The sequence below is a fragment of the Aromatoleum petrolei genome (assembly GCF_017894385.1).
GTDB classification, from domain to species: domain Bacteria; phylum Pseudomonadota; class Gammaproteobacteria; order Burkholderiales; family Rhodocyclaceae; genus Aromatoleum; species Aromatoleum petrolei.
Genome location: NZ_CP059560.1, coordinates 93172 through 116725, shown reverse-complemented (window position 1 = coordinate 116725; position 23554 = coordinate 93172). Strand labels below are relative to the sequence as shown.

The 23554-nt window shown below is 64.5% G+C and carries 18 protein-coding genes; 2 read left to right on the top strand and 16 right to left on the bottom strand.

The window, feature by feature from the left end:
• Nucleotides 1–3: 3 nt before the first annotated feature.
• The 7 genes from ToN1_RS00470 to nosZ all read right to left on the bottom strand — a co-directional run bounded on the left by ToN1_RS00470 (nucleotide 4) and on the right by nosZ (nucleotide 8424).
• Nucleotides 4–552, bottom strand: coding sequence for a nitrous oxide reductase accessory protein NosL (locus tag ToN1_RS00470; protein ID WP_244860921.1), 549 nt, complete (start codon nucleotides 550–552; stop codon nucleotides 4–6).
• A complete protein-coding gene (locus ToN1_RS00465; protein ID WP_169208819.1) occupies nucleotides 549–1364 on the bottom strand; it encodes an ABC transporter permease subunit in 816 nt (271 codons plus the stop codon). The genes ToN1_RS00470 and ToN1_RS00465 overlap by 4 nt, the downstream gene beginning before the upstream one ends.
• A 9-nt stretch (nucleotides 1365–1373) precedes the next feature.
• Nucleotides 1374–2315: an ABC transporter ATP-binding protein gene (locus ToN1_RS00460; protein WP_169208820.1), complete on the bottom strand. Its 942-nt coding sequence runs from the start codon at nucleotides 2313–2315 to the stop codon at nucleotides 1374–1376.
• Complete coding sequence (locus ToN1_RS00455) at nucleotides 2287–3585, bottom strand: nitrous oxide reductase family maturation protein NosD (RefSeq protein ID WP_210147946.1); 1299 nt, start codon at nucleotides 3583–3585, stop codon at nucleotides 2287–2289. Before ToN1_RS00455 ends, ToN1_RS00460 begins: the two co-directional genes overlap by 29 nt.
• A 3-nt stretch (nucleotides 3586–3588) precedes the next feature.
• Nucleotides 3589–4023 carry a transcription regulator gene (locus ToN1_RS00450; RefSeq protein ID WP_169208821.1) on the bottom strand — a complete coding sequence of 145 codons (435 nt, stop codon included), beginning with the start codon at nucleotides 4021–4023 and terminating at the stop codon, nucleotides 3589–3591.
• Between the two features lie 18 nt (nucleotides 4024–4041).
• Nucleotides 4042–6252 (bottom strand): NosR/NirI family protein, encoded by a 2211-nt coding sequence (locus ToN1_RS00445; protein WP_169208822.1) that lies wholly within the window; start codon nucleotides 6250–6252, stop codon nucleotides 4042–4044.
• A gap of 219 nt (nucleotides 6253–6471) precedes the next feature.
• Complete coding sequence (nosZ, locus tag ToN1_RS00440) at nucleotides 6472–8424, bottom strand: TAT-dependent nitrous-oxide reductase (RefSeq protein ID WP_169208823.1); 1953 nt, start codon at nucleotides 8422–8424, stop codon at nucleotides 6472–6474.
• Nucleotides 8425–8704: 280 nt separating this feature from the next.
• Between nosZ and ToN1_RS00435 the strand changes: the two genes are divergently transcribed.
• Both ToN1_RS00435 and ToN1_RS00430 read left to right on the top strand, forming a co-directional pair.
• Nucleotides 8705–9943: an ATP-binding protein gene (locus ToN1_RS00435; RefSeq protein ID WP_244860919.1), complete on the top strand. Its 1239-nt coding sequence runs from the start codon at nucleotides 8705–8707 to the stop codon at nucleotides 9941–9943.
• Nucleotides 9940–10482 carry a response regulator transcription factor gene (locus ToN1_RS00430; protein ID WP_169208562.1) on the top strand — a complete coding sequence of 181 codons (543 nt, stop codon included), beginning with the start codon at nucleotides 9940–9942 and terminating at the stop codon, nucleotides 10480–10482. Before ToN1_RS00435 ends, ToN1_RS00430 begins: the two co-directional genes overlap by 4 nt.
• 51 nt (nucleotides 10483–10533) lie before the next feature.
• On the opposite strand, the gene ToN1_RS00425 is transcribed toward ToN1_RS00430, so the two are convergent.
• From ToN1_RS00425 to ToN1_RS00385, 9 genes are all read right to left on the bottom strand, one after another.
• Nucleotides 10534–11043, bottom strand: a complete 510-nt coding sequence (locus ToN1_RS00425; protein ID WP_169208561.1) for a hypothetical protein — start codon at nucleotides 11041–11043, stop codon at nucleotides 10534–10536.
• 22 nt (nucleotides 11044–11065) lie between these two features.
• Nucleotides 11066–11755: a response regulator gene (locus tag ToN1_RS00420; RefSeq protein ID WP_169208560.1), complete on the bottom strand. Its 690-nt coding sequence runs from the start codon at nucleotides 11753–11755 to the stop codon at nucleotides 11066–11068.
• The gene (locus tag ToN1_RS00415) at nucleotides 11755–13692 is read right to left on the bottom strand and encodes a histidine kinase (RefSeq protein WP_169208559.1); all 1938 of its coding nucleotides are present in this window, start codon (nucleotides 13690–13692) and stop codon (nucleotides 11755–11757) included. The genes ToN1_RS00420 and ToN1_RS00415 overlap by 1 nt, the downstream gene beginning before the upstream one ends.
• An 85-nt stretch (nucleotides 13693–13777) precedes the next feature.
• On the bottom strand, nucleotides 13778–14485 hold the full coding sequence (gene narI, locus ToN1_RS00410) for a respiratory nitrate reductase subunit gamma (RefSeq protein WP_169208558.1): 708 nt from the start codon (nucleotides 14483–14485) through the stop codon (nucleotides 13778–13780).
• A gap of 9 nt (nucleotides 14486–14494) precedes the next feature.
• Nucleotides 14495–15037 (bottom strand): nitrate reductase molybdenum cofactor assembly chaperone, encoded by a 543-nt coding sequence (gene narJ, locus ToN1_RS00405; protein WP_169208557.1) that lies wholly within the window; start codon nucleotides 15035–15037, stop codon nucleotides 14495–14497.
• 11 nt (nucleotides 15038–15048) lie between these two features.
• Nucleotides 15049–16599, bottom strand: coding sequence for a nitrate reductase subunit beta (narH, locus tag ToN1_RS00400; protein WP_169208556.1), 1551 nt, complete (start codon nucleotides 16597–16599; stop codon nucleotides 15049–15051).
• Nucleotides 16600–16723: 124 nt separating this feature from the next.
• On the bottom strand, nucleotides 16724–20479 hold the full coding sequence (locus tag ToN1_RS00395; protein WP_169208555.1) for a nitrate reductase subunit alpha: 3756 nt from the start codon (nucleotides 20477–20479) through the stop codon (nucleotides 16724–16726).
• 69 nt (nucleotides 20480–20548) lie between these two features.
• On the bottom strand, nucleotides 20549–22246 hold the full coding sequence (locus tag ToN1_RS00390; protein WP_210147944.1) for an MFS transporter: 1698 nt from the start codon (nucleotides 22244–22246) through the stop codon (nucleotides 20549–20551).
• 39 nt (nucleotides 22247–22285) lie between these two features.
• Entirely contained in the window at nucleotides 22286–23539 is a 1254-nt protein-coding gene (locus ToN1_RS00385) for an MFS transporter (RefSeq protein WP_169208554.1), read from the bottom strand.
• Nucleotides 23540–23554 lie beyond the last annotated feature (15 nt).

Genomic DNA, 23554 nt, shown 5'->3' with positions numbered 1-23554 from the left:
CGCTCACATTTTGCTGTCGTGAAGGGCGCCGCCGTCGAGCACTGCCATGTCGGGGGTGATCGCGTCGAAGGCCAGGACCTTGCCGCCGTGTGCCTGGGCGAATTTCTGGGCGTCAGCCTGCTGGGCGAAGGAGCCGATCGTCGGTCCCATCGAGCCGTGGCGCGAACTGCCGATGACGTACCAGGCCGTCTTCGCATCGATCCAGGCGTCGCGCGGCTGGTCCCAGTCGGCCTTCCCCATGTCCTGCACGAAAATCGCCTTCACCGGACGTACCTGTTCGGGCTTCAGGTAGATGCCGAACATCTCGACCGTGTCACAGAAGAACTCGGGTTCGGGACGGTCGGCGTAAAAGATCTGTGCCTTGGGGCCGGGGTAGTCAGCGAGGAGCATGCCGTCGAGCGAGCACGCGGTGCCCTGGTCGATCTCGACCGCGGCGAGCGTCTTGCCGCCGTCGCTGCCAGTCGGGCCGCAGGCGGCGAGAAGGCCGGCTGCGAGGGCGGCGAGGAGGCTTCTTCGGAAGGGCATGAGGGAAAAAGGCAGGTGGGACATCATTTGCGGAATCTCCATGCGGCGACGCCCAGGGGCGCTGCGATCCACGCGGCCATCACGAGGCCCAGCAGCCAGGGCTCCGCGAGCGCGCGGGGGAATACGGTGGCGAGTCCGTACAGAATGCGTACGTCGTCGAGGGTGAAAATATTGAGGATGCGGAAAACGTCCGCGGGGTTGAGCAGTAGCAGATAGGGGAAAATTTCGCCGCCGTACTTGCCCCCGGTGACGACCAGGGCACCGAGGATCAGCAGGTCGAACACCAGTACGAAGAAGAACCACAGTGCGATGGCCATGCCCGATGCCCGGGTGCGATCCGCGGCGAAGACTGAGATCATCACTGCAAGGCTGAGGAAGGCGAGACCGAGCAGCACGGAACTCAGCATGAAGCCGAAGAAGTGGAACAGCGCCGTGAGGTCGAGTTGCGATGCGAGGACGACGGCGACTAGGCCGAAGCCCGCGATGGTCGAAAAGGCGAGCGCGGCGGCGAGGCCGAGGTATTTGCCGAGCAGTAGCTCGAAGCGCGTGATCGGCATCGACAGCAACAGGTCGAGCGAGCCACGCTCGCGCTCGCCGACGATGGCGTCGAAGCCGAGCACCAGCGCGATCAGGGGAACGAGGTAGATCACGAGCGAAACGAGGCTCGCGATCGTGAACTCGATCGAGCGGAAGCCCACCGTGCCCTGCTGCGCGCCGCCGAAATACGCGATCACGAGTGCGAAAACGGTGAACACGAGGGCCACGGCGAGCACCCAGCGGTTGCGGATGCGGTCCCAGAATTCCTTGCCGGCAAGGGTGGCGATCTGTCTGAGTTCCATCGTCACGTCTCAGTCGGAGAAGCCGAAGAACACGTCTTCGAGCGAGGGTTCGTGCACGTGCAGGTCCAGCACCTTGTCGCCGAGCGAGGCGAGCGCCTGCATCACGAGCATCTTGGATTCGCGCCGGCACTCGACGGCGACGTGGTCCTCGCGTGCTTCGACGGCGCTCACGGGCAGGCCGCCAAGCACCGTACGGACGTGATCGAAGTCCTCGTGCGCGAGACGGACGCGGAACCACAGCGGCAAGTCCATTTGTTCGCGCAGCCCTTGCACGGTGCCGATGGCCTGGATTTTGCCGGAGGCCATGATGGCGAGCCGATCGACGCGTTCCTGGATCTCAGCGAGGATGTGCGAGGTGAGGATCATCGTCACACCATCCGACTTGAGACCGCGCAGGATCACGTAGAACTCGCGGATCGCCTCGGGATCGAGACCGGTGGTGGGTTCGTCGAGGAACAGGATGCGGGGCTTGCCGAGCAGGGACTGGGCGAAACCGAGGCGCTGACGCATGCCCTTGGAGTATTCGCGCACGCGCCGGCGCGCGGCGTGGGCGAGCCCGACACGTTCAAGCGCGGGGGCGCATTCGCTCCCCGCGACGCCCTTGAGGCGGGCGAAGAACTCGAGCGTCTCGACGCCGGTGAGGTTGTCGTAGAGGACGACGTTCTCGGGCAGGTAGCCGATCTTGCGGCGCACGGCGCGGAAACCGCCGCCCGTGACGGGTGAGCCATCAATGCGGATGTCGCCGGCCGTTGCCGGGATCAGGCCCAGCATCATCTTGAACAGCGTGCTCTTGCCGGCGCCGTTGTGGCCGATCAGGCCGAACAGCTCGCCCGGGGCGACCTCGAGGTCGACGCCGTCGACGGCGCGTACCGTGCCGTAGTGCTTGGTCGCACCGCTTACGGCAATCACCGGTGCGGCGCGTTCAGCGGGAGCCGGGGAAGTATCTGCCAAGCCATTCTCTCCAGTTGTTGTTCTTCGGCTGCATCTGCGGATTGGGGTCGACCACGCTGGGTGCGCGCAATAGCGGGAACTGCTGGCCGACGAGGCGCAGGGTCTGCACTGCCGGGCTCCCCAGCAGCAGTTTCACCATTGGGTGCTGCCATGACAGGCGGTCTACGAGATCGTTGGCTTCGTAGGGAACGTCGCCGATCGCATCGCCGTTGCGATCCCAGCCAAGATAGTTGCTCCAGTGGTTGCCGTCCTTGACGCCCCACAACTCGTCCTTGGCGCCGACGTAGCGCACCTGCTCGCGGTTGCTCACGAAGTCATTGATCTCGACGACATTGTTCTTTGAGCCCGCCGACAGGTGCACGCCGACGATGTTGTCGACGACGAGATTGCCGCGCAAGGTGTTGTACTCGGCGTCGTAGATGAAGAAGCCGCGGTTGTTGCCGGCGACGACGTTGTTCTCGACAACGGAGTCCTGGATCGTGCGCAGCATGATGCCGTGGTCGGAGTTCGCCCATGCCCGATTGTTGCGTACGGTCTGCTCGCGCACTTCCATCAGCGCGAGGCCGCCACGGTTCAGGTACACGTCGTTGTCCTCCCACAGGTTGTAGTAGGAGTTCATGTAGTGCGTGCCGTAGCGGCTGTGGTGCAGGCGATTGCCGCGGAAGACGGCGTGGTGCGAGACGTCGACATAGATCGAGTCGCGCACGAAGCTCACTTCATTGCCGATGATCTGCGCGCCGGTCGTGTTGTACAGCTGGATGCCGTTGCCGCGGCTCGGCGAACGGTAGTCGCGCTTGCCGGTGATGATGTTGTGTTCAATGCGCACATCCTTGACCTTCTCGATCCACAGCCCGAAAAGGTTGTAGGTCAGGTCGCAGTTGCGCACGACGGCGCGGTCTGCGCCGGGCCGGATGTAGATTCCGGCGTTCTGCGCACCGAGATCGTCGCCCGAGTCGCGCACGATCAGGCCTTCGATCACGACGTCGGGCGACGTTACGCGGATGGTGTCGCCCTTGAGTCCGCCACTCACAGTTGGGCGTTGGATGCCGCGCAGCGTGAGCGCTTTGGCGATCACCAGGTTTTCATTGTAGTGACCCCGTGCAACTTCGACGACATCTCCCGGCGCCGCGCGCTCGATGGCTGCCTGGATCGACTGGCCCGGCGCGACCGGGAGCGTCGCGGCCCGGAGCGAGGCAACGCACAGCAGCGCAAGCAGTCCGATGCCGGCATGCCGCAGCGTCCTCGCGAACGGTGCCGTCGTGCGACCCATCGATCAGCCCTGGACGACCAGAAAGCCCATCGATTTCAGCACGAGGAACAGCGTCGCCCCGATCAGCAGGTTCTTGAAGCCCACGTAGCAGACCATGTCCATCCTGTTCGCGACACGATAACGACGACCCCACCACGGGCCGTCCTTGACGTAGGGCTTGGAGCCGAGGCGCACGACGACCTCGAACACGCTCCAGCCGAACCACCAGCCGATCAATGCGCCCGCCTGCATCTGCCCCAATGCCGCGAGTACCCATACGACGCTTGCCGCGACGGCCAGAGCAATGCTGGCTGCGTGCAGGGCGCGCTGGCGCTGGAAGCCGTGGCTGCTCCACGGCCACAGGTGATCCCACACTTCGGCCGCCATCAGGCGCACGAGACTCGTCGATTCCGCATAGGGCGGGTTGGCGGGATCGGTGGGCATCGTCGGATTGACCATCTGTTCTTGCTCCGAAATTCAGTTGTGCGCGGCTGCTGCTTGCCGCTGCGGCGAAACGGTCGCGGCTGCCGGACGTGCGGGCATGGGCTTGATCGGGATGAAGTAGCCATCGGCCCCGATCGGCGTGAGCGGCAGTCCGGCCTTGGTGCGGCGCTTGCGTTCCTGGGCGAGCGGCGGGCACGCGTGGTCGTCCGTGTAGAGCACCATGCAGTCCAGGCAGTGGAGGCATTCACGGTGGTCAATGCGACCATCGGCGTCGATCGCCTGCGACCCGCAGCCGACCGCACAGGCCTTGCAGCTATTGCACTCCTGCTTGCGCTTCAGACCAAACCAGCGGAAGGTCGAAGGCATCGCCAGCGATGCGCCGAGTGGGCATAGGTATTTGCAGAAGGGCCGTTCGGTGAAGATCGACAAGCCAAGCAGTCCAGCCGCGAACAGGGTGTAGGGCCAGCTGCGGTTGAACAAACCGACGAGGAAGGTCGTCTTGAAGGGTTCGATCTCGGCAAGCTTCTCCGCAAGGCCCATCGAGAACATCGACACCGCGAGCAGGCCGAAGAAGACGCCGTACTTCACCCACTTCAGGCGGTTGTGCCACCTGCGCGGCAGCTGGAACTGGAAGCGCTTGAGGCCCACCGCGCGGCCCACCTTGTACAACAGTTCGGACAGCGAGCCGAAGGGGCACAGCCAGCCGCAGAACAGTCCCCGTCCCCAGACGAACACCGTGACGATGATGAAGATCCAGAACAGGAAAATGAAGGGATCGGACAGGAAGAGTTCCCACTTCCACTGGAATAGCAGTGCGTGGAACCACGTCAGCACCTGCGTGATCGAGGGCTGCGCGAGCATGCCGAAGCCGACGAAGCCGATGCTGATGATCCACGCGCCGTACTTGAACACATTCACCGGCCACTTGTTTTTGTGCGTGGCGCGGCGCGTGAGTCTGTCGCGGAAGGCATAGACGGTGGCCACGCCGAGCAGGAGCGCCGCGAACAGGGCGATTTCGACTGCGCGGGTCTTCCATACGCGCACCCACGGCGCATCGGGTTTGACCACTTCGGGGCGACCGCCCTGCAGGTATTGCGCCGGCAGCCAGTATTCGGTGTCGAAGTTGGCAAAGCTGCGCGCGCCCGTCGCGCGATCGACGCGATTGCCGAGGAACACGAACTTCCACGGATACGCGGCCGAGAACGCCTTGGAGCGCACGATGAAGATCGCCGACTCGGTATAGGCGGGCGCGCCGGGGGCGGCGATGCCATAGAGGTTGAAGGCGTCGGTGTCGCGGAAGGTGAAGGAGTCGGCTCCCTGGCGGACCTGCACGCGGTCGTAGATACCGCCGCGCACGAAGCCGGATCCCTTGAAGGATTCCTTGCCGCCACTGCGTACGACGAAGAGGGCGTGCTCGCCTTCCTTGAGATCCGACATCAGGCGGTTGTATGGGCCGTCGCCGAGGATTGCACGGCCGATGTCGGGTTGGTTGAGGTAGCCGAACCACAGCTCGATGAAGGGCTGCGGGCCGCGCGGGAGACCGACCTGTTCGGGCGTGACCACGACACGCTGGACCGCACCTTCCTTCACCAGGGTGTTCCAGTCGGGTTTCGCGCCGGTTTGGGCGAATTTCGCCTGTTCGCGGATGGTCGGCTTGAGGATGCCGACTTGGCGCGCGACCGAGGTGCCCGAGGTCATCATGACCTGGTTCTGGGAAATGACCGTGACCGTCGCACCGGAGATGGCGTCGAGGCCGATGATGTTCTCTTCAGGGCGCGATTGGCCAATCTCGATGTTATTGCCGACGAACTGCCCGAGGTACTGCTGGTTGAACCGGATCAGGGATGATTCAGGGATGCCCAGCAGCAGGATCGGTTCGGAGTGCTTGAGAATCTTGACGCCAACGAAGTGTCCGCCGGTGTCCATGCCGATCAGGGTGATCACCGGTTTGCCGGAATAGGCGGGCGTGTCGGTTATATCGGTCGACAACATGACGTAGCCGACGAGCTTCTTCTTGCCCCCTTCCTCTGCATAGCCCTCGACATAGCGGGGCTGGCCCTTGCGCTCCGAGAAGGACGTGGCGCCGGGCAGTACCTCGGTGCAGGGCGCGTACTTGCACAGCTCCGGGGCGGTATTGATTTCGTCGGGCAGCTTCGCTTCATACGTATCCGCGATCGCGAGCGATGCGGTCGACGAAAGCACGGCGGACAACAGGAGGTTGCGGACTACAGCCAGAAAATTCATCACACTTTCCGATCGGGCGGGACTATGTATTAGCAGTGTACGAATTAGGACTTGGGAGGTAATTGTTCCCGATCAATTGGTACAAATTGATCTTGTGCGCTGCAAGAAAAAAGAGGGGCCAGCGGCCCCTCCAATTTCACCCATCGTGGCCCCGTTGCCGAGGCCAGGCAAACCGCGCCGGAAGCCGTCGGGCCCCCGGTGCAGTCCCTCAGGAGACGATCAGGCTTCCACCATCAGGCGACTACGCATCTCGAGGTGCAGTGCGTGGCAGAAGTGCGTGCAATAGCACCAGTAGACGCCCGGCTTGTCGGCCTTGAACGTGACCGACTTGGTTTCCTGCGGGTTCACGATGAAGTTGATGTCGTACTTCGGAATCGCGAAGCCGTGCGTCAGGTCTTCCACCTTGTCGTGGTTGGTCAGGATGATCGTGACCTCGTCGCCCTTCTTCACCTTGAACTCGCCCAGGCTGTAGGCCGGCGCCTGGCTGATGAGCTTGATCGTGACCTTCTTGCCGTCACGGAAGATGCCGCTTTCCTTGTAGTCCTTCACCGCGTTCGGGAACTCGTCCATGTTGTAGATCTGGCGAGTCTTGATGATGTCACGGCGGACGATGATCGAGTCGTGCGGCTCGGACAGCACGGAGTGGTCGGCAACTAGCTTCATCTTGTCGCCGCTGATGTCGATCATCTGCGCGGTTTCAGCATGCAGCGGGCCGACCGGCAGGAAGCGGTCCTTCGAGAACTTGTTGTCGGAGATGAAGAACTTGCCATCGGCTTCCTTCGTCTCGCCCATTGACGTGAAGCCGTGGCCCGGCTGGTAATGCACGTCGATGCGATCCACCACGACCGTGACGTTCTTGTCGCCCTGGTAGGACTTGATCGCGGCTTCCACGTTCCACTTCACGATCTGGCTATCGAGGAACAGGGTGGTGTAGGCGTTGCCCTTGTTGTCGAAGCCGGTGTGCAGGGGACCGAGACCGATTTCCGGTTCCGCGACGACTGCGTCACGCGGTTCCTTCAGGTCGCCGTCGAACCACTTCAGCACGAGCTCGTGCGAAATGACGGTGGCCGTCGGGGACAGCTTGCCGGAGCAGGCGTAGTACTTGCCGTCCGGGCTGATGTTGACGCCGTGCGGGTTCTTGGGGATCGGGACGTAGCAGGTGAGCGCGGTCTTCGGATCGGCGTTCGATGCGATGCGCCCATCGACAACCGGAACCTTGGAGCCGGCGATGTGGGTGACCTTTCCAGCCTTGATGGCCTCCTCGATGCGGGCCACATGGAAGAACAGGCAGGCATCGCGTTCAGCCGACATCGTGTCCGGATAATGGACACCCATTTCGGTGTTGTACTGGTTCGTGGCCGCGAGCTTGCCGTCGTAGGAGGTGGCGACGAGGTCGCAGTTGCCGTCGATCAGCACCTGCCAACGCACTTCCATGGACTCGGAGTCGACGCAGGTGAAGACCGACCTGTAGTCCTCGATCTTGTCCATGTTCTTGCCGTCGTTCGGCAGGGGGATCGAGAATTCGCCGCCGCAGAAGACGCGGGTCGTGTAGTTGATGGCCGGGTCGACCGGGTCGCACTTGTCCGGGAAGGTGCCGTGGTAGCCCTGCATGTTGGGCAGCTCGGTGATCTTGTCGCATTCCATCGTGTCGAGACGGACACGGGCGATGCGGCCATGAATCTTGTCATTCACGAACAGGTACTTGCCGTCGTACGTGCCGTCCTTGTACGAGGGATGCACGTGGTGCGTGTCACCGGTCGTGTACTTCAGGCTGCCGTCCGGCTTGGTGCCGATGATTGCCTTCGATTCGTTGGTGATGCCCCAGCCGACGAGACAGTCGGTGTTGAAGACGGGGATGCCTTTCAGTTCGCGGCCCGACGGCAGGCCGTAGACGCGAACGTTTCCGGAATGGCCGCCGCTCGAGAAGGAATAGTAGGTGTCGAGCTGGCCCGGCGGCACTTCGTACTTGCCGAATTCGCCTGCGTCGGCATGGGCAGCCGGTGCAGCTGCAGGGGCAGCCGGAGCCGTCGCGGGGGCCTGTTCCTGCTTGCAGGCGGAAAGGCCGACCGAGAGGCCTGCGCCGGCGAGGCCGGCGAACGCGGCCTTACCGAGGAATTTGCGACGACTCGGATCGAGCGTTGCGTCGGCTGGGGTAATCTTTTCTTCGCTCATTAGCTTGTCGCTCCCATTTCAGGTATGTCGGTACTGGTAAATTCTGTCCGGCCGTTCATTTCGTCCGATGGTGCTGCGGAAACCCCAGGCTGAATGCCTGCGGCAATTTGTCCTGTGGCATTTTGTCGCAGTGAAATTCTAGGAAGATCCACTGTCGAGGCTCCTTGATCTAGAACAAGGACATCACCCGGAGCGTGGAGCAAACAGGGATTTTGTGATGGATTTTTCTATGGATGGACCTCTTGGCAATGCCGGACGCAATTCGGAGCCGGCGTTCGCCATGCGCACCGAGCGTTTCCGTCTGCTGCAATTGCGCTGGCTGTCGGTGGCAGCGATGGGTGCGATCGCGCTCATCGCGTTTCCGCTGCTGGCGCCCGCACAACCGGTAGCGCCGCTGATCGGCGTGACACTGATTCTCGGTGCGGTGAATCTCGCACTGCGCGCGGGGGTGCCGCGCGGATTCCAGCGTTACGGCGGGGCGTTTAATCTGCTCGCATCGGATCTGATCGCCTGGGGCGCGTTTCTCTATTTTGGCGGTGGTGTCACGAATCCGGCAATCTCGCTGCTGCTGCCACTTGTGGCGGTCGGTGCGGCAGTGCTGTCGGCACGGGAGGCGTGGGCACTTGCGGTGCTCGCGGGCGTGATCTATTCGCTGCTGTGGCAGTTTCACCATCCGGTGCATCTGGCGAATGCGGATCTTGCCATGCACTGGCACCTTGCGGGCATGTGGCTGACTTTCGCCGTTTCCGCGGCGACCGTCGTCTGGTTCGTCTCGCGCCTGACTGCCGCGCTGTCACATCGAGAACATGCGCTCGCGGCTGCCCGCGCCGCCCGCGCCCGGGATGCTTATCTGGTCGGGCTGGGGCAGTTGGCGGCGGGGGCGGCCCACAGGCTAGGGACACCGCTCGGCACGCTGCGCATTCTGGTGGACGAACTGGCGCGGCGTCCGGGACTAGACGGGGAGACAGGGGAGGATCTGGCGCTGATGCGCGAGCAAATCGATCATTGCAAGACCATTCTCACCGGCCTGACCCGCGAGGCAGGACAGCAGCGTGCGGAAGGCGGTGGTGCCGTGGTTGCCGATGACTGGGTCGAGGCAGTCGTCGCACGTTGGCGCCAACTGCGCCCGCACGCGTCCGCAGTGGTTCGGCGCGATGACGCGCTTGCCGGGGCCGAGATCGTCGCCGATGCGAGCCTTGGCGAAGCCCTGCACAACCTGATCGACAACGCCGCGAATGCGAACGCGGGGGTGGGCGCGAAGGGCGTCGAGATCAGCGTGGGGCGGGCGGGTGATGCAGTCGTGATCGAGGTCGCGGATCGCGGAGCCGGCATCCCTGAGCTCGTGCGTGAAACCGCGCGGCACGGACCGCTTACCGAGCGTCCCGAAGGAATGGGCGTGGGCTTGTTCCTCGCGTACGTCGCCGTGGAGCATCACGGCGGTACCCTTGATTTTCGCCCGCGGCCCGGTGGCGGCACTGTCGCCCGCCTGGCCATTCCATTGAGGAGTGCTCGCCCATGACTTCCGGTTCCCGTCCCAGCCTGCTCGTCGTCGATGACGACTTTGCGTTCAACCGCGTGCTCGTGCGTGCGCTGGACCAGCGCGGCTTCGACGCCCACGGAGCCACCGATCCCGAAGCCGCGATCGAGCTGGCGCGGGATCACATGCCGGAGTTCATCGTGCTGGACCTCAACCTGGCCGGGGAGTCGGGCTTGCGCCTGATCCGCCCGTTGCTTGAAGTGAGCCCCGATGCACGCATCCTTGTCCTCACCGGATACGCCAGTATCGCCACCGCGGTGGATGCCGTGAAGCTGGGCGCCACCCAGTACCTCGCCAAACCCACCGACCTCGACGCGATCATCCGTGCATTGCACGCCGAGGACGTGGTGCTCGCGGATGAGGCACCCGAGGCCCCGATGTCGGTCGATCGGCTGGAATGGGAGCATATCCAGCGGGTGCTTGCCGAGCACGAAGGCAACATTTCCGCGACGGCGCGGGCGCTGAAGATGCATCGACGCACGCTGCAGCGGAAGTTGGCACGCCCACCGGCCAGCGCATGACTGGCCGGCAGTCCGCGTGCAAGCGAGCCTGCGGGGCCTCGGCCGGACGCTTCAGCCGGGAGACAGGGTGATGAAGATCAGGACGAAGACCGGAGCCCACAGGATGGCGGCAACGCTGTAGGCCATGTAGGTGATGTGCAGCGCCTGGATATCATTATCCAGCCGCAATTCCTCGCGGACGTCCAGGTAGAGCCTGCGCAGCGCGACGGTATGGGCGAGGAGGTGGGCGACGACCAGGGCGCCGAGGCTGGGCACGGCGAGCACCACCGCGGAAGCCCATAACGGCGCCGCCGCGCGTGCGGCGATCGCGAGTGCCCGGGCGCGTGCGGGGCGCAAGGTGTCGGCGGGTGAAGTCAGGCGCAGCATGCCGGCGACGATGGTTACCGAGACGATTTCGGCGACGAACACCAGCAGCGCGATCCATTCCCAGTTTGTGGCCGCCGGATCCAGGCGATAGACCGCTGCATGGTCGCGCATCGCGAGCGGGATCATGATCGGTGGCACCAGCGCGAAGGGCAGGACCATGCGGCCAAAGACGCCGCTGCGGGTCGGTGGGTTCAAGCGGGCCTCCCTCGGCCGGCCTTCAGGAGCGGGGATCCTGCACGATTCCTTGTTCGACCGCAAATACGGCTGCCTGCACGCGGCTGGTGAGGCCGAGTTTGCGAAGGACGTTTTGGACGTGAATCTTGACCGTGCTCTCGGCCAGATCGAGCGTGCGCGCAATTTCCTTGTTGCTCTGGCCGCGCGCCACGAGCACCAGGATTTCCCGCTCGCGCGGTGAAAGTTTGTTCAGTTCCGATGCGACCACCGCCGGCGCCGCGACTTCGGAGACGGCCTTGGGCGGTGCGCCGCGCACGCCCTGCACGAGCTTGCCCATCATCTGCGGCGAGATCACCGATTCGCCCGCCGCCGCCTTGGTGATCGCGGCGGTCAGGGTATCGGCCTCGATGTTCTTCAGCAGGTACCCGCAGGCGCCGGCGCGCAGGGTCTCGATGAGATCTTCGGCGTCCTCGGAGACGGTCAGCATCAGCACGTGCGACTGCGGCGCCTCCTCAGCCATCATCGCGGCGGCGTCGCGGCCCGAGAGGCCGGGCATGTGGAGGTCGAGCAGCACGACGTCGGGAAGCAGCTGCGCGGCGCGCTTGACGCCTTCCATGCCGTCACCGGCCTCGCCGACGATCTCGAACTCGGGGTGGCGCTGCAGCAGGGATTTGATGCCGCTGCGGAACAGGGCGTGATCGTCGACGAGGAGCACTCGGATCGGGGCGGACATCAGTTCGGTTCCTGGTTGATGCGGGGGAGTTCGAGGCGCACTTCGGTGCCGCGGCCGGTTGCAGAGTTTAGCGAGAAGTTCCCGCCGATGCGCAGTGCACGTTCGCGCATCACCTGTAGGCCGATGTGTCCTTCCTTGTCGCGAGCGTCGTCGTCGAAACCTACGCCGTCGTCGCGCACGACGAGGGTGAGTCCATGCACGCCGCGGTGAAGGGACACGTGCACCGACTTGGCCTGGGCGTGCTTGCGTACGTTGGACAGCGCTTCCTGCACGATGTACAGGGCCTGCGTTTCGACCTCTGCGTCGAGCGGCGCGCCACCGCCTTCCAGTTCGAGCTCGGTTGCAATCCCGCTCTGGTCGGCGAGCCGGCGCAGTGCGGCGCCTATCGCACCGGCGAGATCCTGCTTCGCGACGCGGGTGCGGAAGTGCACGAGCAACTCGCGCACGTCGTCGTAGCTCTCCTGCACGCCTTGGCGCAGCATCGCGAGCGTGCCCTGGGCCTGGTTCAGGTCCTCGTGGCGCAGGGCGTCCTCAAGCATCTGCACCTGCAGGTTCATGAAGGCGAGCCCCTGCGCGATCGAGTCGTGCAGTTCGCGGGCGAGGAGGTTGCGTTCCTCGGACACCGCGAGTTCGCGCTCGCTCGCATGCAGGCGCTGGTTCTCGATGGCGATGCCGAGCTGCTGCCCGAGGGTCTCGAGCAACTGGCGATCGGATTCCGAGAGCGGGTGTGCCTCGAGGAAATACAGGTTGTAGATGCCCAGGGGCAGCTGATTCGCACTGATCGGCGTCGCGGACACGAGTTTGAAGCCGGCGCGTTTGCAGGCGCCGAGGTCGAAGGTCGGGTCGGGTCGCTCAGGTTCGCAGACGAGCGAGTTCCCGCCCCGCGCCGCCTGTCCGCATACGCATTCGCCGCACTGGAGCGTCGCCTCGCGGTCGATGAACACTTCGTCCAGGCCCGAATGCACCGTCATGCACAGCTCGCGCGAATCCCGGTCGAGCAGCCGGGCGGAACTTGCCGCCGCGCCGAACATCTTTTGCACCCGTTGGAGGAAGCCGCGGCACAGAGTATCGACGTCCTGCGGCTGGCGCAGGAAGGCGGCCATATCGTAGAGGATCTCGAGCTGGCGGTTCTTCTCCTCGAGGCTGCGGGTCTTTGCGGCGACGCGTTCCTCGAGGGTTTCGTACAGCTCTTGCAGGTGCACCGCCATGCGATTGAAGCCGTCGGACAGTTCGCCGAATTCGTCCTTGCCCAGCACCGGGACGCGGACGCTGAAGTCTTCCTGCTCCATCCGCTTGATGCCCGTCTGGAGTTCGGTGACGGGGCGAATCACGAGCACGAAGAAGAAGCGGATCAGGACCAGGGTGCCGATCACCGCCAGCGCGATCAGGGATACCTGGGATGCCCGCAGGATGTCGGTGCTGCGCGCGTAGCTCTGTTCCATCTTCAGCACGACCTCGTTGATGCTGGATACGAAGGTCTTGATCGTGCGGTCGAACTCGGGGAGGTCCTTGGCGAGCCGTCCGGGCTCGGGCTCGGTGATGAGGGCATCCAGTACGGGGCGGATGTTGCCGAACCAGTAGGCGGCCATGCGCTCGACGTCTTCGGGGATGCCGCGGTCGCGCGGGATGAAGAGGGGGCGTTCGGGATTGCCCTTGCGCAGCTCGTCGAAGACGTGCTCGAACTCGTCGAGTTCCTGGCGCAGATTTCCCGCGAACGCCAGCGGCTCGGTCAGGGAGCGGATGTCGGCGCGCGACAGCAGTTGGTCGATGCGGTATGCACGCATGCGCAGGCTGCCGGCGTCGTTGATGGCGGCCGCCGCACCCTGGAGTTGCCAGGACATGAACAGCGTGATGCCGATCGCAGTCAGTGCGACGAGGAAGAATACCAGCAGGATGCCGGTGATTTTGGTGCTGAGGCTGTTGCCGAGGGGACGCATGTACGCTCGATGAGGCGGGGGGACGTGCAGACTACGTCGCCTGCCGCCACCCCGCAAGCCGGGGGCTCTTGCCCCCGGGGTGGCCTCAGGCGGATGCGGCTGCCTTGATGCGGCGCTTGGAACGCACGATCTGGTAGGCGCGGCCGACATACGTTAGCGGCGCGGTAAGAATGTGCACGAGACGAGTGAAGGGAAACAGCAGGAACACCGTCATTCCGAGCACCATGTGGAAGCGGAACACGGGCTCCACCGCTGCGAGCAGCTCGGGCTTCGGCTGGAAGGTGAGCACGCTCTGCACCCAGCCCGACAGCGCGAGCATCACGCCGGGATCGCCGTGGTTCGCGTGGCCGATCGACACCGGCAGCGTGGACAGGCCCGCAACCAGCGTCAGCAGCAGCCAGCTCAGGATGAAGGCATCCATGCGGCGGCCGGCGGCGCGAACGCGCGGGTTGAACATGCGGCGCAGCCACAGGATCGCGCCGCCGATCAGGCACATCGTGCCGAACACGCTGCCGGCGACGATGGCGATCCACTGGTGCTGCAGGTCGGAGACGCCCAGCCCGATCCACAGCGCGTGCGGCAGCACGAGGCCGGCGAAGTGGCCGGCGAAGATCGACAGGATGCCGACGTGGAACAGGTTGCTCGCGATCCACATGTTGCTCTTCGACAGCAGCTGCGAGGAGTCCGTCTTCCACGAGTATTGCTCGTTGTCGTAGCGGATCCAGCTGCCGATCACGAACACCGACAGCGCGATGTAGGGATAAATCCCGAAGAAGAAGTTGAGTGCGTTCATGTCGTCTCCTCAGGCAGCCAGGCGGGTCAGGCTGCCCTGTTTTTCCACTATCCGGACCAGCGGCGCATAGGGGCTGGCGGACTTTTCCAGGTTGTCGGCGAGCACCTTCAGCACCTTCGCGACGTCGCCGAGGAAGATCCAGGCTTCACCGATGCTGAGCGTCGAGCAGAACTCCAGCATCACCGGCAGGTAATCCGGGAGTTCCTTCTCGTCGGCCTGCAGGCCATAGCTGCGGTAGAACTCGCCGAGGTCGATCAGCGCGGGGCCACGCGTCTTCTCCTCGCCGAAGATGTGGTGCGTCAGGTGCAGGCTGTGCTCGGCCGTGAGGTCGAAGCACTGCACGTAGGCGCCCTGCAGTTCGAGCGGGTCGGAGGCGAGCAGCGCCGTGATGAAGTCGGCGACGCTACGGTATTCCTCGGCGCTGAGGGCGCTTTCTTCATCGAGCGACTCGACGAAGGCGTACGCGTCCTTACCGGCGAGTTCGCTCAGTTCGGCGAGGAATTCGTTGCTCGGGTAGTCGAGCAGTGCGGAAAGCAGTCGAAAGATTTTCATCGTTCTCTCCTTCAGTCGCGGGGGCCGGCAAGCGGAGCCGGTTCGCGCGGTTCGGCCGATTCGGTGCGGCGCTCGGGGAAGAGGGCGAAGGTGCCGTAACCCTTGGAGTTGTCGGCGCCGAACGTGAAGCCGTTCTGGCCCTGGAAGCCGTGGTAGTCGTCGAGGCGGATCTCCTCGTGTGCGGTCGGCACGACGAAGCGGTCCTCGTAGTTCGCGATCGCGAGGTAGCGGTACATGTCCTTCGCGTTCTGCTCGGTGATGCCGGCGCGGTTGAGCGGGCCGAGGTCCGGTTGGCCGTCAACGTTGACGGAGCGCATGTAGGAACGCATCGCGAGCAGGCGGTTGAGCGCGTTGGTGATGTACTCGGTCTTGCCCGCGGTGAGCAGGTTGGCGAGGTACTGCACCGGCAGACGCATCGCCTCGGCCTTCGGGATCACGCCGTCGGCTTCGGTCGGCAGCTTCTTCTGGTCGATCTGCGACTGCACGGGCGAGAGCGGCGGCACGTACCAGATCATCGGCAGCGTGCGGAACTCGGGGTGCAGCGGGAAGGCGATCTTCCACTCGACGGCCATCTTGTAGATGGGCGACTTCTGCGCGGCGTCGATCCAGCTCTGCGGCACGCCGTCCTTCAGCGCCTGGGCGATGATCGCGGGGTCGTACGGATCGACGAAGAGGTCGAGGTGGGCCTTGTACAGGTCCTGCTCGTTGTCCGTCGAGGCGGCGTCCAGCAGCTTGTCGGCGTCATAGAGGATGATGCCGTTGTAGCGGATGCGGCCGACGCAGGACTCGGAACAGACGGTCGGCAGGCCCGATTCGACGCGCGGGTAGCAGCCGATGCACTTCTCGGCCTTGGACGATTCCCAGTTGAAGAACACCTTCTTGTACGGGCAGCCGGAGATGCACATGCGCCAGCCGCGGCAGCGGTCCTGGTCGGCGAGCACGATGCCGTCTTCCTCGCGCTTGTACATCGCGCCAGAGGGGCAGGAGGCGACGCAGGCGGGGTTGATGCAGTGGTTGCAGATGCGCGGCAGGTAGAGGTGGAAAGTGTTCTCGAACTGCTTGTACATCTCCTTCTGCATGTTCGCGAAGTTGGCGTCCTGAGCGCGCGCGGCGAATTCGCCGGCGAGGTCGTCTTCCCAGTTCGGGCCCCAGGTGATCTTGTCCATCTTCTCGCCGGTGATCTGCGACACCGGGCGCGCGGTCGGCGCGGCCTCCGACAGCGGCGCGTTGTGCAGGCGCGCGTAGTCGTAGGTGAAGGGCTCGTAGTAGTCGTCGATCTCGGGCATGTTCGGGTTGGCGAAGATCTGCACGATCTTCTTCAGCTTGCCGCCGGCCTTGAGCTCGAGCTTGCCGTTGACCTTCTCCCAGCCGCCTTTCCACTTCTCCTGGTTTTCCCAGTTCTTCGGATAGCCGACGCCGGGCTTGGACTCGACGTTGTTGAACCAGGCGTACTCGATGCCCTTGCGGTTCGACCAGACGTTCTTGCAGGTCACCGAGCAGGTGTGGCAACCGATGCACTTGTCGAGGTTGAAAACCATCGCGAATTGCGCGCGAATCTTCATTTGAATCTCCTGTGTCCTGTTCGGTACCCCGCCGCGCGGGAGCGGGCCGGGCGAGAGGCTCGGGGGTTAGCCTCCCCTCGTCCTGCCGCAGCTGCCCGCGCGCGGAAGTACCCTTTCGTGTGCGTTAGCGGGGCCCGACGCCGACCGGGTTGCGCTGCTGTTCGCGCTCCGGCGTCAGCGGCCGCTCCAGCCAGTCGATGTCCTGATCCGCGACCTTGTGCAGCACCACCACCTCGTCGCGCTGGCAGCCCACCGTGCCGTAGTAGTTGAAACTGTACGCAAGCTGGGCGTAGCCACCGACCATGTTGGTGGGCTTCACGATCACGCGCGTCACCGAGTTCAGGATGCCGCCACGCTTGCCCGTGGAGGGCGAGCCGGGGACGTTCACCGTCTTCTCCTGTGCGTGGTACATCAGCGCCATGCCGCGCGGCACCCGCTGCGAAACCACCGCACGGGCCATCGTCGCGCCGTTGGCGTTGATCGCCTCGACCCAGTCGTTGTCGCGCAGGCCGATCTCCTTCGCGTCGTCCTCCGAGACCCACACGTAGGGGCCGCCGCGGAACAGCGACAGCATGCGCAGGTTGTCCTGGTAGGACGAGTGGATGCCCCACTTTGAGTGCGGCGTGATCCACGACAGCGTCAGGTGCGGCTTCTTGCGCACGGAGTCGGGGATCACCTTCTGGGCCTTCATGTCGATCGGCGGACGATAGGCGCAGAAGCCTTCGCCGAAGTCGAGGAACCACTCGTGATCCTGGTAGAAGTGCGCGCGGCCCGTGAGCGTGCGGAACGGGATGTGCTCGTGGATGTTGGTGTAGCCCGCGGTGTAGCTCACGGTCTCCGACTCGATGCCGGACCAGGTCGGTGCGGTGATAATCTTGCGCGGCTGGGCCTGGATGTCGCGGAAGGTGATCTTGTCCTCGTGGCGGCCGGCGTACAGGTGGTGATGGTCGATGCCGGTCTTCTTCGACAGGGCCGACCACGACTTGTGCGCGACTTCACCGTTGGTCTCGGGGGCCATGCGCATCACCGCATCGCACACCGAGATGTCCTCTTCCAGCGAGGGCATGCCGAAGGAGATGCCGGGGATCTGCACCGTGTAGTTGCACTTCTTCAGCTCTTCGTACTCGGCGTCCGTGTTCCAGTCGAGACCCTTCACGTTGTTGCCGAGCTTGGTCATCAGCGGGCCGAGCGCGATGTACTTCTTGTAGGTGTCGGCGAAGTTGCGCTCGACGACCTTCAGCAGCGGCATGGTCTTGCCCGGCACCGGCTCGCATTCGCCCTTCTTCCAGTCGCGCACCTGGCCGAGCGGCTGCGCCAGCTCGAACGGCGAGTCGTGCTGCATTGGCAGCGCGACGATGTCCTTCGCGACGCCCAGGTGCTTCTCGGCGAGATCGGAGAACTTCTTCGCGATCGTGCGGAAGATCTGCCAGTCCGACTTCGACTCCCAGCCCGGCGTCACGGCTTCGGACAGCGGGTGGATGAAGGGGTGCATGTCGGTGGTGTTGAGGTCGTTCTTCTCGTACCACGTCGCCGTCGGCAGGATGATGTCGGAGTAAGCGCCGGTCGAGTTGAGGCGGAAGTTGATGTCCACCATCAGGTCGAGCTTGCCGACGGGCGCTTCCTCGCGCCACTTCACTTCCTTCGTGCCCTTGCCGTCGCCGCCTTCCTGCAGCACGCCGTTCTGCGCGCCAAGCAAGTGCTTGAGGAAGTACTCGTGACCCTTCGCGGACGAGCCGATCAGGTTGGCGCGCCACACGAAGAGGTTGCGCGGCCAGTTCTCTTCCGCGTCCGGGTCGGCGAATGCGACGTCGAGCTTGCCCGACTTGAGTTCGTCGACGATGTACTTCGCGACGCCGGCCTCATCGGTCGCCCCGGCCTTCTCGGCTTCGGCGACGAGGTCGAGCGGGTTGCGGTTGAAGTGCGGCATGGACGGCAGCCAGCCCATGCGGGTCGCGGCGACGTTGTAGTCGGCGAGCTTGTAGCCCTTGTACTTGCCCTTCGCGGCCGGCTGCAGCAGCTCGTCGGCGTCGATGGTCTCGTAGCGCCACTGGTCTGTGTGGAAGTACCAGTAGGAGGTCGAGTTCTGGTGGCGCGGCGGACGCTGCCAGTCGGTCGCGAACGCGATCGGCGCCCAGCCGGCCTGCGGACGCAGCTTCTCCTGGCCGACGTAGTGAGCCCAGCCGCCGCCGCTCTGGCCGACGCAGCCGCACATGTGCAGCAGGTTCATGATCGACCGGTACTGCATGTCGTTGTGGTACCAGTGGTTGATCGCCGCGCCCATGATGATCATGGACTTGCCGCGCGTCTTGGCCGCGTTCTGCGCGAATTCGCGACCGGTGCGCTCGATGTCGGCGGCCTTCACGCCGGTGACCTTGGAGGCCCAGGCGGGGGTGTAGGCGACCGTCACGTCCTCGTAGGACTTCGCGACGTTCTTGCCGCCCAGTCCGCGATCGATGCCGTACTGTGCGACCTGCAGGTCGAAGACGGAGGCGACGAACACGGTTTCGCCGGACGCCAGGGTGAGCTTGCGGACCGGCACGTTGCGGTACAGCAGGCCCGGTTCGCCCGGCTGGAAGTGCGGGAAGCCGACCGATGCGACGTCATCGCGTTTGTCGATGCACGACAGTTCGGCGTCGATGTCCTGCTGGTTCGCGGCGTTCTTCGCGAGCAGGTTCCACTTGCCTTCCTCGCCCCAGCGGAAGCCCACCGAGCCGTTCGGCGCGACATAGGCGTTCGTGCGCGCGTCGAACACGATCGTCTTCCAGTCGGGGTTGTTCGCCTCGCCGAGGTTGCCGTCGAAGTCCGAGGCGCGCAGGTTGCGGTCGGGCACGAAGGCGCCGTCGTGCGCGCGCAGGATCACCTGCATCGGCAGGTCGGTGTACTTCTGCGCGTACTCGATGAAGTAGGGTTCCTGGCGCTCGATGAAGTATTCCTTCAGCGCGACGTGCCCCATCGCGAGGAAGGCCGCGGCGTCGGTGCCCTGCTTGACCGGCATCCACAGGTCGGCGAACTTCACGTACTCCGCGTAGTCCGGCGCCATCGACACGATCTTCGCGCCCTTGTAGCGGACTTCGGTCGCAAAGTGCGCGTCCGGCGTGCGGGTCATCGGCAGGTTCGCGCCGGTGATGATGAGGTAGGTCGAGTTGTACCAGTCGGCCGCTTCCGGCACGTCGGTCTGCTCGCCCCAGGTCTGGGGGGAGGCCGCGGGCAGGTCGCAGTACCAGTCGTAGAACGAACCGCAGGCCGCGCCGATCAGCGACAGGTAACGCGCGCCGGCGGCGTAGGAGATCATCGACATCGCGGGAATCGGCGAGAAGCCGTAGATGCGGTCCGGGCCCCACTTCTTGATTGTGTAGATGTTCGCCGCGGCGATGATCTCGTTGACCTCGTCCCAGTTCGTGCGCACGAAGCCGCCCAGGCCGCGCACCTTCACGTACTTGTCGCGCTTGGTGTTGTCGGCCTGGATCGCCGCCCAGGCTTCGACCGGATCCTTGCCGCTCTTGCGCTCTGCGCGATACACCTCGAGCAGGCGGCCGCGGATCATCGGGTGCTTGATGCGGTGCGGCGAATACAGGTACCACGAGAACGACGCGCCACGCTGGCAGCCGCGCGGCTCATGGTTCGGCAGGTCCTCGCGGGTGCGCGGGTAGTCCGTCTGCTGCATCTCGAACGACACCAGGCCGTTCTTGACGAAAATCTTCCACGAACAGCCGCCCGTGCAGTTCACGCCGTGCGTCGAGCGCACGACCTTGTCGTGGCGCCAGCGGTTGCGGTAGGCGTCTTCCCAGCTGCGGTCCTCGTTGGTGACGATGCCGTGGCCGCCGGCGAAGGAGTCCTTCACCTTGTCGAAGAATTTCAGGCGGTCGAGAAAATGACTCATTGCTTGCTCCTGTGAATCCTGCTTTGCGTTTCGGTCGTTTGTTGTGTTCGGAGGTGTTCGAAATTCGGGTCAGGGGTTGCGGATGTAGGCGTTCTTGCGCAGGTAGAACCACCAGTTGATCAGTACGCACAGCGCGTAGAACACGGCGAAGCCATACATCGCGTTTTCCGGCGTGCCGGCCTTGATCTGCTGGCCGATGACGACCGGCGCGATGAAGGAGCCGTAGCCGCCGATCGCCGAGGTCCAGCCCAGCACCGGGCCGCGCTGGTCCTGGTCGAACACGAAGCCCACGGTGCGGAAAGTCGAGCCGTTGCCGATGCCGGAGGCGGCGAACAGCAGGATGAAGAGCAGCATGAACACCAGGAAGTACTGCTCCGGGGTGGCCGACTGGTAGGCGAGGTGCATCACGTAGCCGGTCACCGCGGAGGCGACGACGAGCACGAAGGAGATCACTTGCGTAACGATCGAGCCGCCGAGCTTGTCGGAAATCCAGCCACCGACCGGTCGGATCAGCGCACCGACGAAGGGCCCGATCCAGGCGTACATCAGCGCGGAAGGCGCATTCGGGTTCTTCGCATGCACCCAGGCGCTGGTGGCCGGATCGAACACGTGCGTATTGCCGAAGATCACCGTGATCGACAGCGGCACGGCCATCGAGAAGCCGATGAAGGAGCCGAAGGTCACCAGGTACAGCGCCGTCATCGACCACGTGTGCTTATTGCGGAAGATCGCGAACTGCTTGTCGAGGTTGGCCTTGACGTCGCTTGTCGCGACCGCCTTCATGCCGAACAGCGTACCGATCGTCACCAGCGGCGGCACCGCCCACATGCCATTGCCCGACAGCAGGCCGAGGCCGCTGGGGGCCGGCAGGTAGAGGTACAGGCCGATGCCCGACACCACGAGTGCGACGGCATAGAGCGTGAGGACCTTGCCCATTGCTGCGCCGGTCGAGCCGATGTTCGGCGAAACGGTCTTCAGATTGTTCAGCCCGAACCAGCCGATCAACGCCAGCGGCACCAACAACACCAGCCACACGAAGCCCGCGTTCTGCACCCAGGTCGGCGTGCCGGCGGAGATCTTGCCGATCAGCGTCGCGGAATCCTTCGCCAGCGGCAGCGCATCGCCGCCCAGCGCGCCGAACACGCCGATTGTCATCACCGCCGGGATCAGGATCTGCGAGGTCGTCACGCCGAAGTTGCCGAGACCGGCGTTGAGCCCGAGCGCCGTGCCCTGCAGACGTTTGGGGAAGAAGGTGCTGATGTTGGCCATCGAACAGGCGAAGTTGCCGCCACCGATGCCCGAGAGCAGCGCCATGAGCTGGAACACCCACAGCGGTGTCGCCTTGTCCTGCAGCGCGAGGCCGGTGCCGAGCGCCGGGATTATCAGCAGCGCGGTTGTCAGCCACACGGTGTTGCGGCCGCCACAGATGCGGATGAAGAAGGAGGCGGGGATGCGCAGCGTCGCGCCGGAAAGACCGGAGATCGCAGCGATCGAGAACAGCTGGTCGGGCGTGAAGGGGAAGCCCGCGTTCGCCATCTGCACCGTGATGATTCCCCACATCAGCCACACGGCGAAGCCGCACAGCAGACTCGGGATCGAGATCCACAGGTTGCGGTTGGCGACGCGCTTGCCTTCGCGTGCCCAGAAGGTCTCGTCCTCGGGGCGCCAGTCCGCGATGTCAGCTCCGCGACCCCGGCCGCCTGCGTCTACGCCGGCGGGAACGGGGCCTGGAACCGGCGGGATCGAGCGGAGTTTTTCAGGTGACATGCTTTCTCCTCACTCAGGAATTTCGTGTTTGTTTCGGGATCACTTGGTAGTGGCTGCTGCGCCGCCGTGCATGACGTCGGTGCGGCGCACCTCGGTCCAGTACATCCAGATCAGCGACACCCAGGTCACGCCGTAGAGCAGCATGAAGGCGCTGGAGCGGACGCCGGTCAGGTCGAGGAGGGCGCCGAACATGATCGGCAGCAGGAAGCCGCCGAGGCCGCCGACGAGGCCGACGATTCCCGACACGGCGCCGATCTCGTGGGGGAATTCATCCGAGATGTACTTGAACACCGAGGCCTTGCCGAATGCCCAGGCCACACCCACCGTGAACATCAGCGCAGTGAAGAACCAGACGTTGTGATGAATCGCGAAGGTCTTTGGGCCGGCCACGGTCATGATCGTGAACTCGGTGTGCGGGTAGGAGAGCAGGAACAGGCAGACCCACGACACCCACATCACCCACCAAGTCACCTTGTGCGCGCCGAAGCGGTCCGAGAACCAGCCGCCCACTGCGCGCAGCACGCCGCCCGGCAGCGAGAAGCACGCCGCGAGGAGGGCCGCGGTCTCGAGGCCCAGGCCAAACTCCGTGACGTAGTACTTGGTCATCCACAGCGCGAGCGCGACGTAGCCGCCGAAGACGATCGAGTAGTACTGGCAGTACTTCCACACCCGCGGATTCTTCAGCACGCGCAACTGGTCGGCGAAACTCACGTTCGACGACACGCGGTGCTCGGGATCTTCGTAGGTGAAGAGCCAGAAGGCGATCGCGATCGCGAGCATCGCCATGGCGAAGGCCTTCGGCACGAACTCCCAGCCGAAGGCCACGACCAGCATCGGCGCGACCAGCTTGGTCACCGCTGCGCCCGAATTGCCGGCGCCGAATACGCCCATCGCGAAGCCCTGGTTCTTGCGCTCGAACCAGCGCGCACAGTAGGCGATGCCTACCGAGAACGAGCCGCCGGCGAGGCCGACGAAGAGGCCGGCCAGCAGGAACTGCCAGTATGCCGTGGCGTGGCTGATCAGCCAGATCGGTGCGACCGTGGCCACCATCAGCGCGAAGAACACCAGCCGGCCGCCCAGCTTGTCGGTCAGCATGCCCAGCGGCAGGCGCACCAGAGCGCCGGTCAGCACCGGCATTGCAGCCAGGAGGCCGAACTGCGTCTCATTGAGGCCCAATTGGGCCTTGATCGGAATGCCGATCACGGCGAACAGCATCCACGCCGCAAAACACATCGTGAATGCGGTCGTGCTCATCACCAGAACGGAGAACTGCTTGCGGCGTTGCGAGGCCATCTTCCTCATCCTCCA

Excerpts from the sequence above, each read along its gene's own strand:
- ToN1_RS00450 (WP_169208821.1), bottom strand. The coding sequence starts at position 4,023 with ATGGTCAATCCGACGATGCCCACCGATCCCGCCAACCCGCCCTATGCG.
- ToN1_RS00395 (WP_169208555.1), bottom strand. The coding sequence starts at position 20,479 with ATGAGTCATTTTCTCGACCGCCTGAAATTCTTCGACAAGGTGAAGGAC.
- ToN1_RS00465 (WP_169208819.1), bottom strand. The coding sequence starts at position 1,364 with ATGGAACTCAGACAGATCGCCACCCTTGCCGGCAAGGAATTCTGGGAC.
- ToN1_RS00470 (WP_244860921.1), bottom strand. The coding sequence starts at position 552 with ATGATGTCCCACCTGCCTTTTTCCCTCATGCCCTTCCGAAGAAGCCTC.
- nosZ (WP_169208823.1), bottom strand. The coding sequence starts at position 8,424 with ATGAGCGAAGAAAAGATTACCCCAGCCGACGCAACGCTCGATCCGAGT.
- narI (WP_169208558.1), bottom strand. The coding sequence starts at position 14,485 with ATGAACGCACTCAACTTCTTCTTCGGGATTTATCCCTACATCGCGCTG.
- ToN1_RS00445 (WP_169208822.1), bottom strand. The coding sequence starts at position 6,252 with ATGAATTTTCTGGCTGTAGTCCGCAACCTCCTGTTGTCCGCCGTGCTT.
- narH (WP_169208556.1), bottom strand. The coding sequence starts at position 16,599 with ATGAAGATTCGCGCGCAATTCGCGATGGTTTTCAACCTCGACAAGTGC.
- ToN1_RS00430 (WP_169208562.1), top strand. The coding sequence starts at position 9,940 with ATGACTTCCGGTTCCCGTCCCAGCCTGCTCGTCGTCGATGACGACTTT.
- narJ (WP_169208557.1), bottom strand. The coding sequence starts at position 15,037 with ATGAAAATCTTTCGACTGCTTTCCGCACTGCTCGACTACCCGAGCAAC.
- ToN1_RS00420 (WP_169208560.1), bottom strand. The coding sequence starts at position 11,755 with ATGTCCGCCCCGATCCGAGTGCTCCTCGTCGACGATCACGCCCTGTTC.
- ToN1_RS00385 (WP_169208554.1), bottom strand. The coding sequence starts at position 23,539 with ATGGCCTCGCAACGCCGCAAGCAGTTCTCCGTTCTGGTGATGAGCACG.
- ToN1_RS00415 (WP_169208559.1), bottom strand. The coding sequence starts at position 13,692 with ATGCGTCCCCTCGGCAACAGCCTCAGCACCAAAATCACCGGCATCCTG.
- ToN1_RS00390 (WP_210147944.1), bottom strand. The coding sequence starts at position 22,246 with ATGTCACCTGAAAAACTCCGCTCGATCCCGCCGGTTCCAGGCCCCGTT.
- ToN1_RS00455 (WP_210147946.1), bottom strand. The coding sequence starts at position 3,585 with ATGGGTCGCACGACGGCACCGTTCGCGAGGACGCTGCGGCATGCCGGC.
- ToN1_RS00435 (WP_244860919.1), top strand. The coding sequence starts at position 8,705 with ATGCGCACCGAGCGTTTCCGTCTGCTGCAATTGCGCTGGCTGTCGGTG.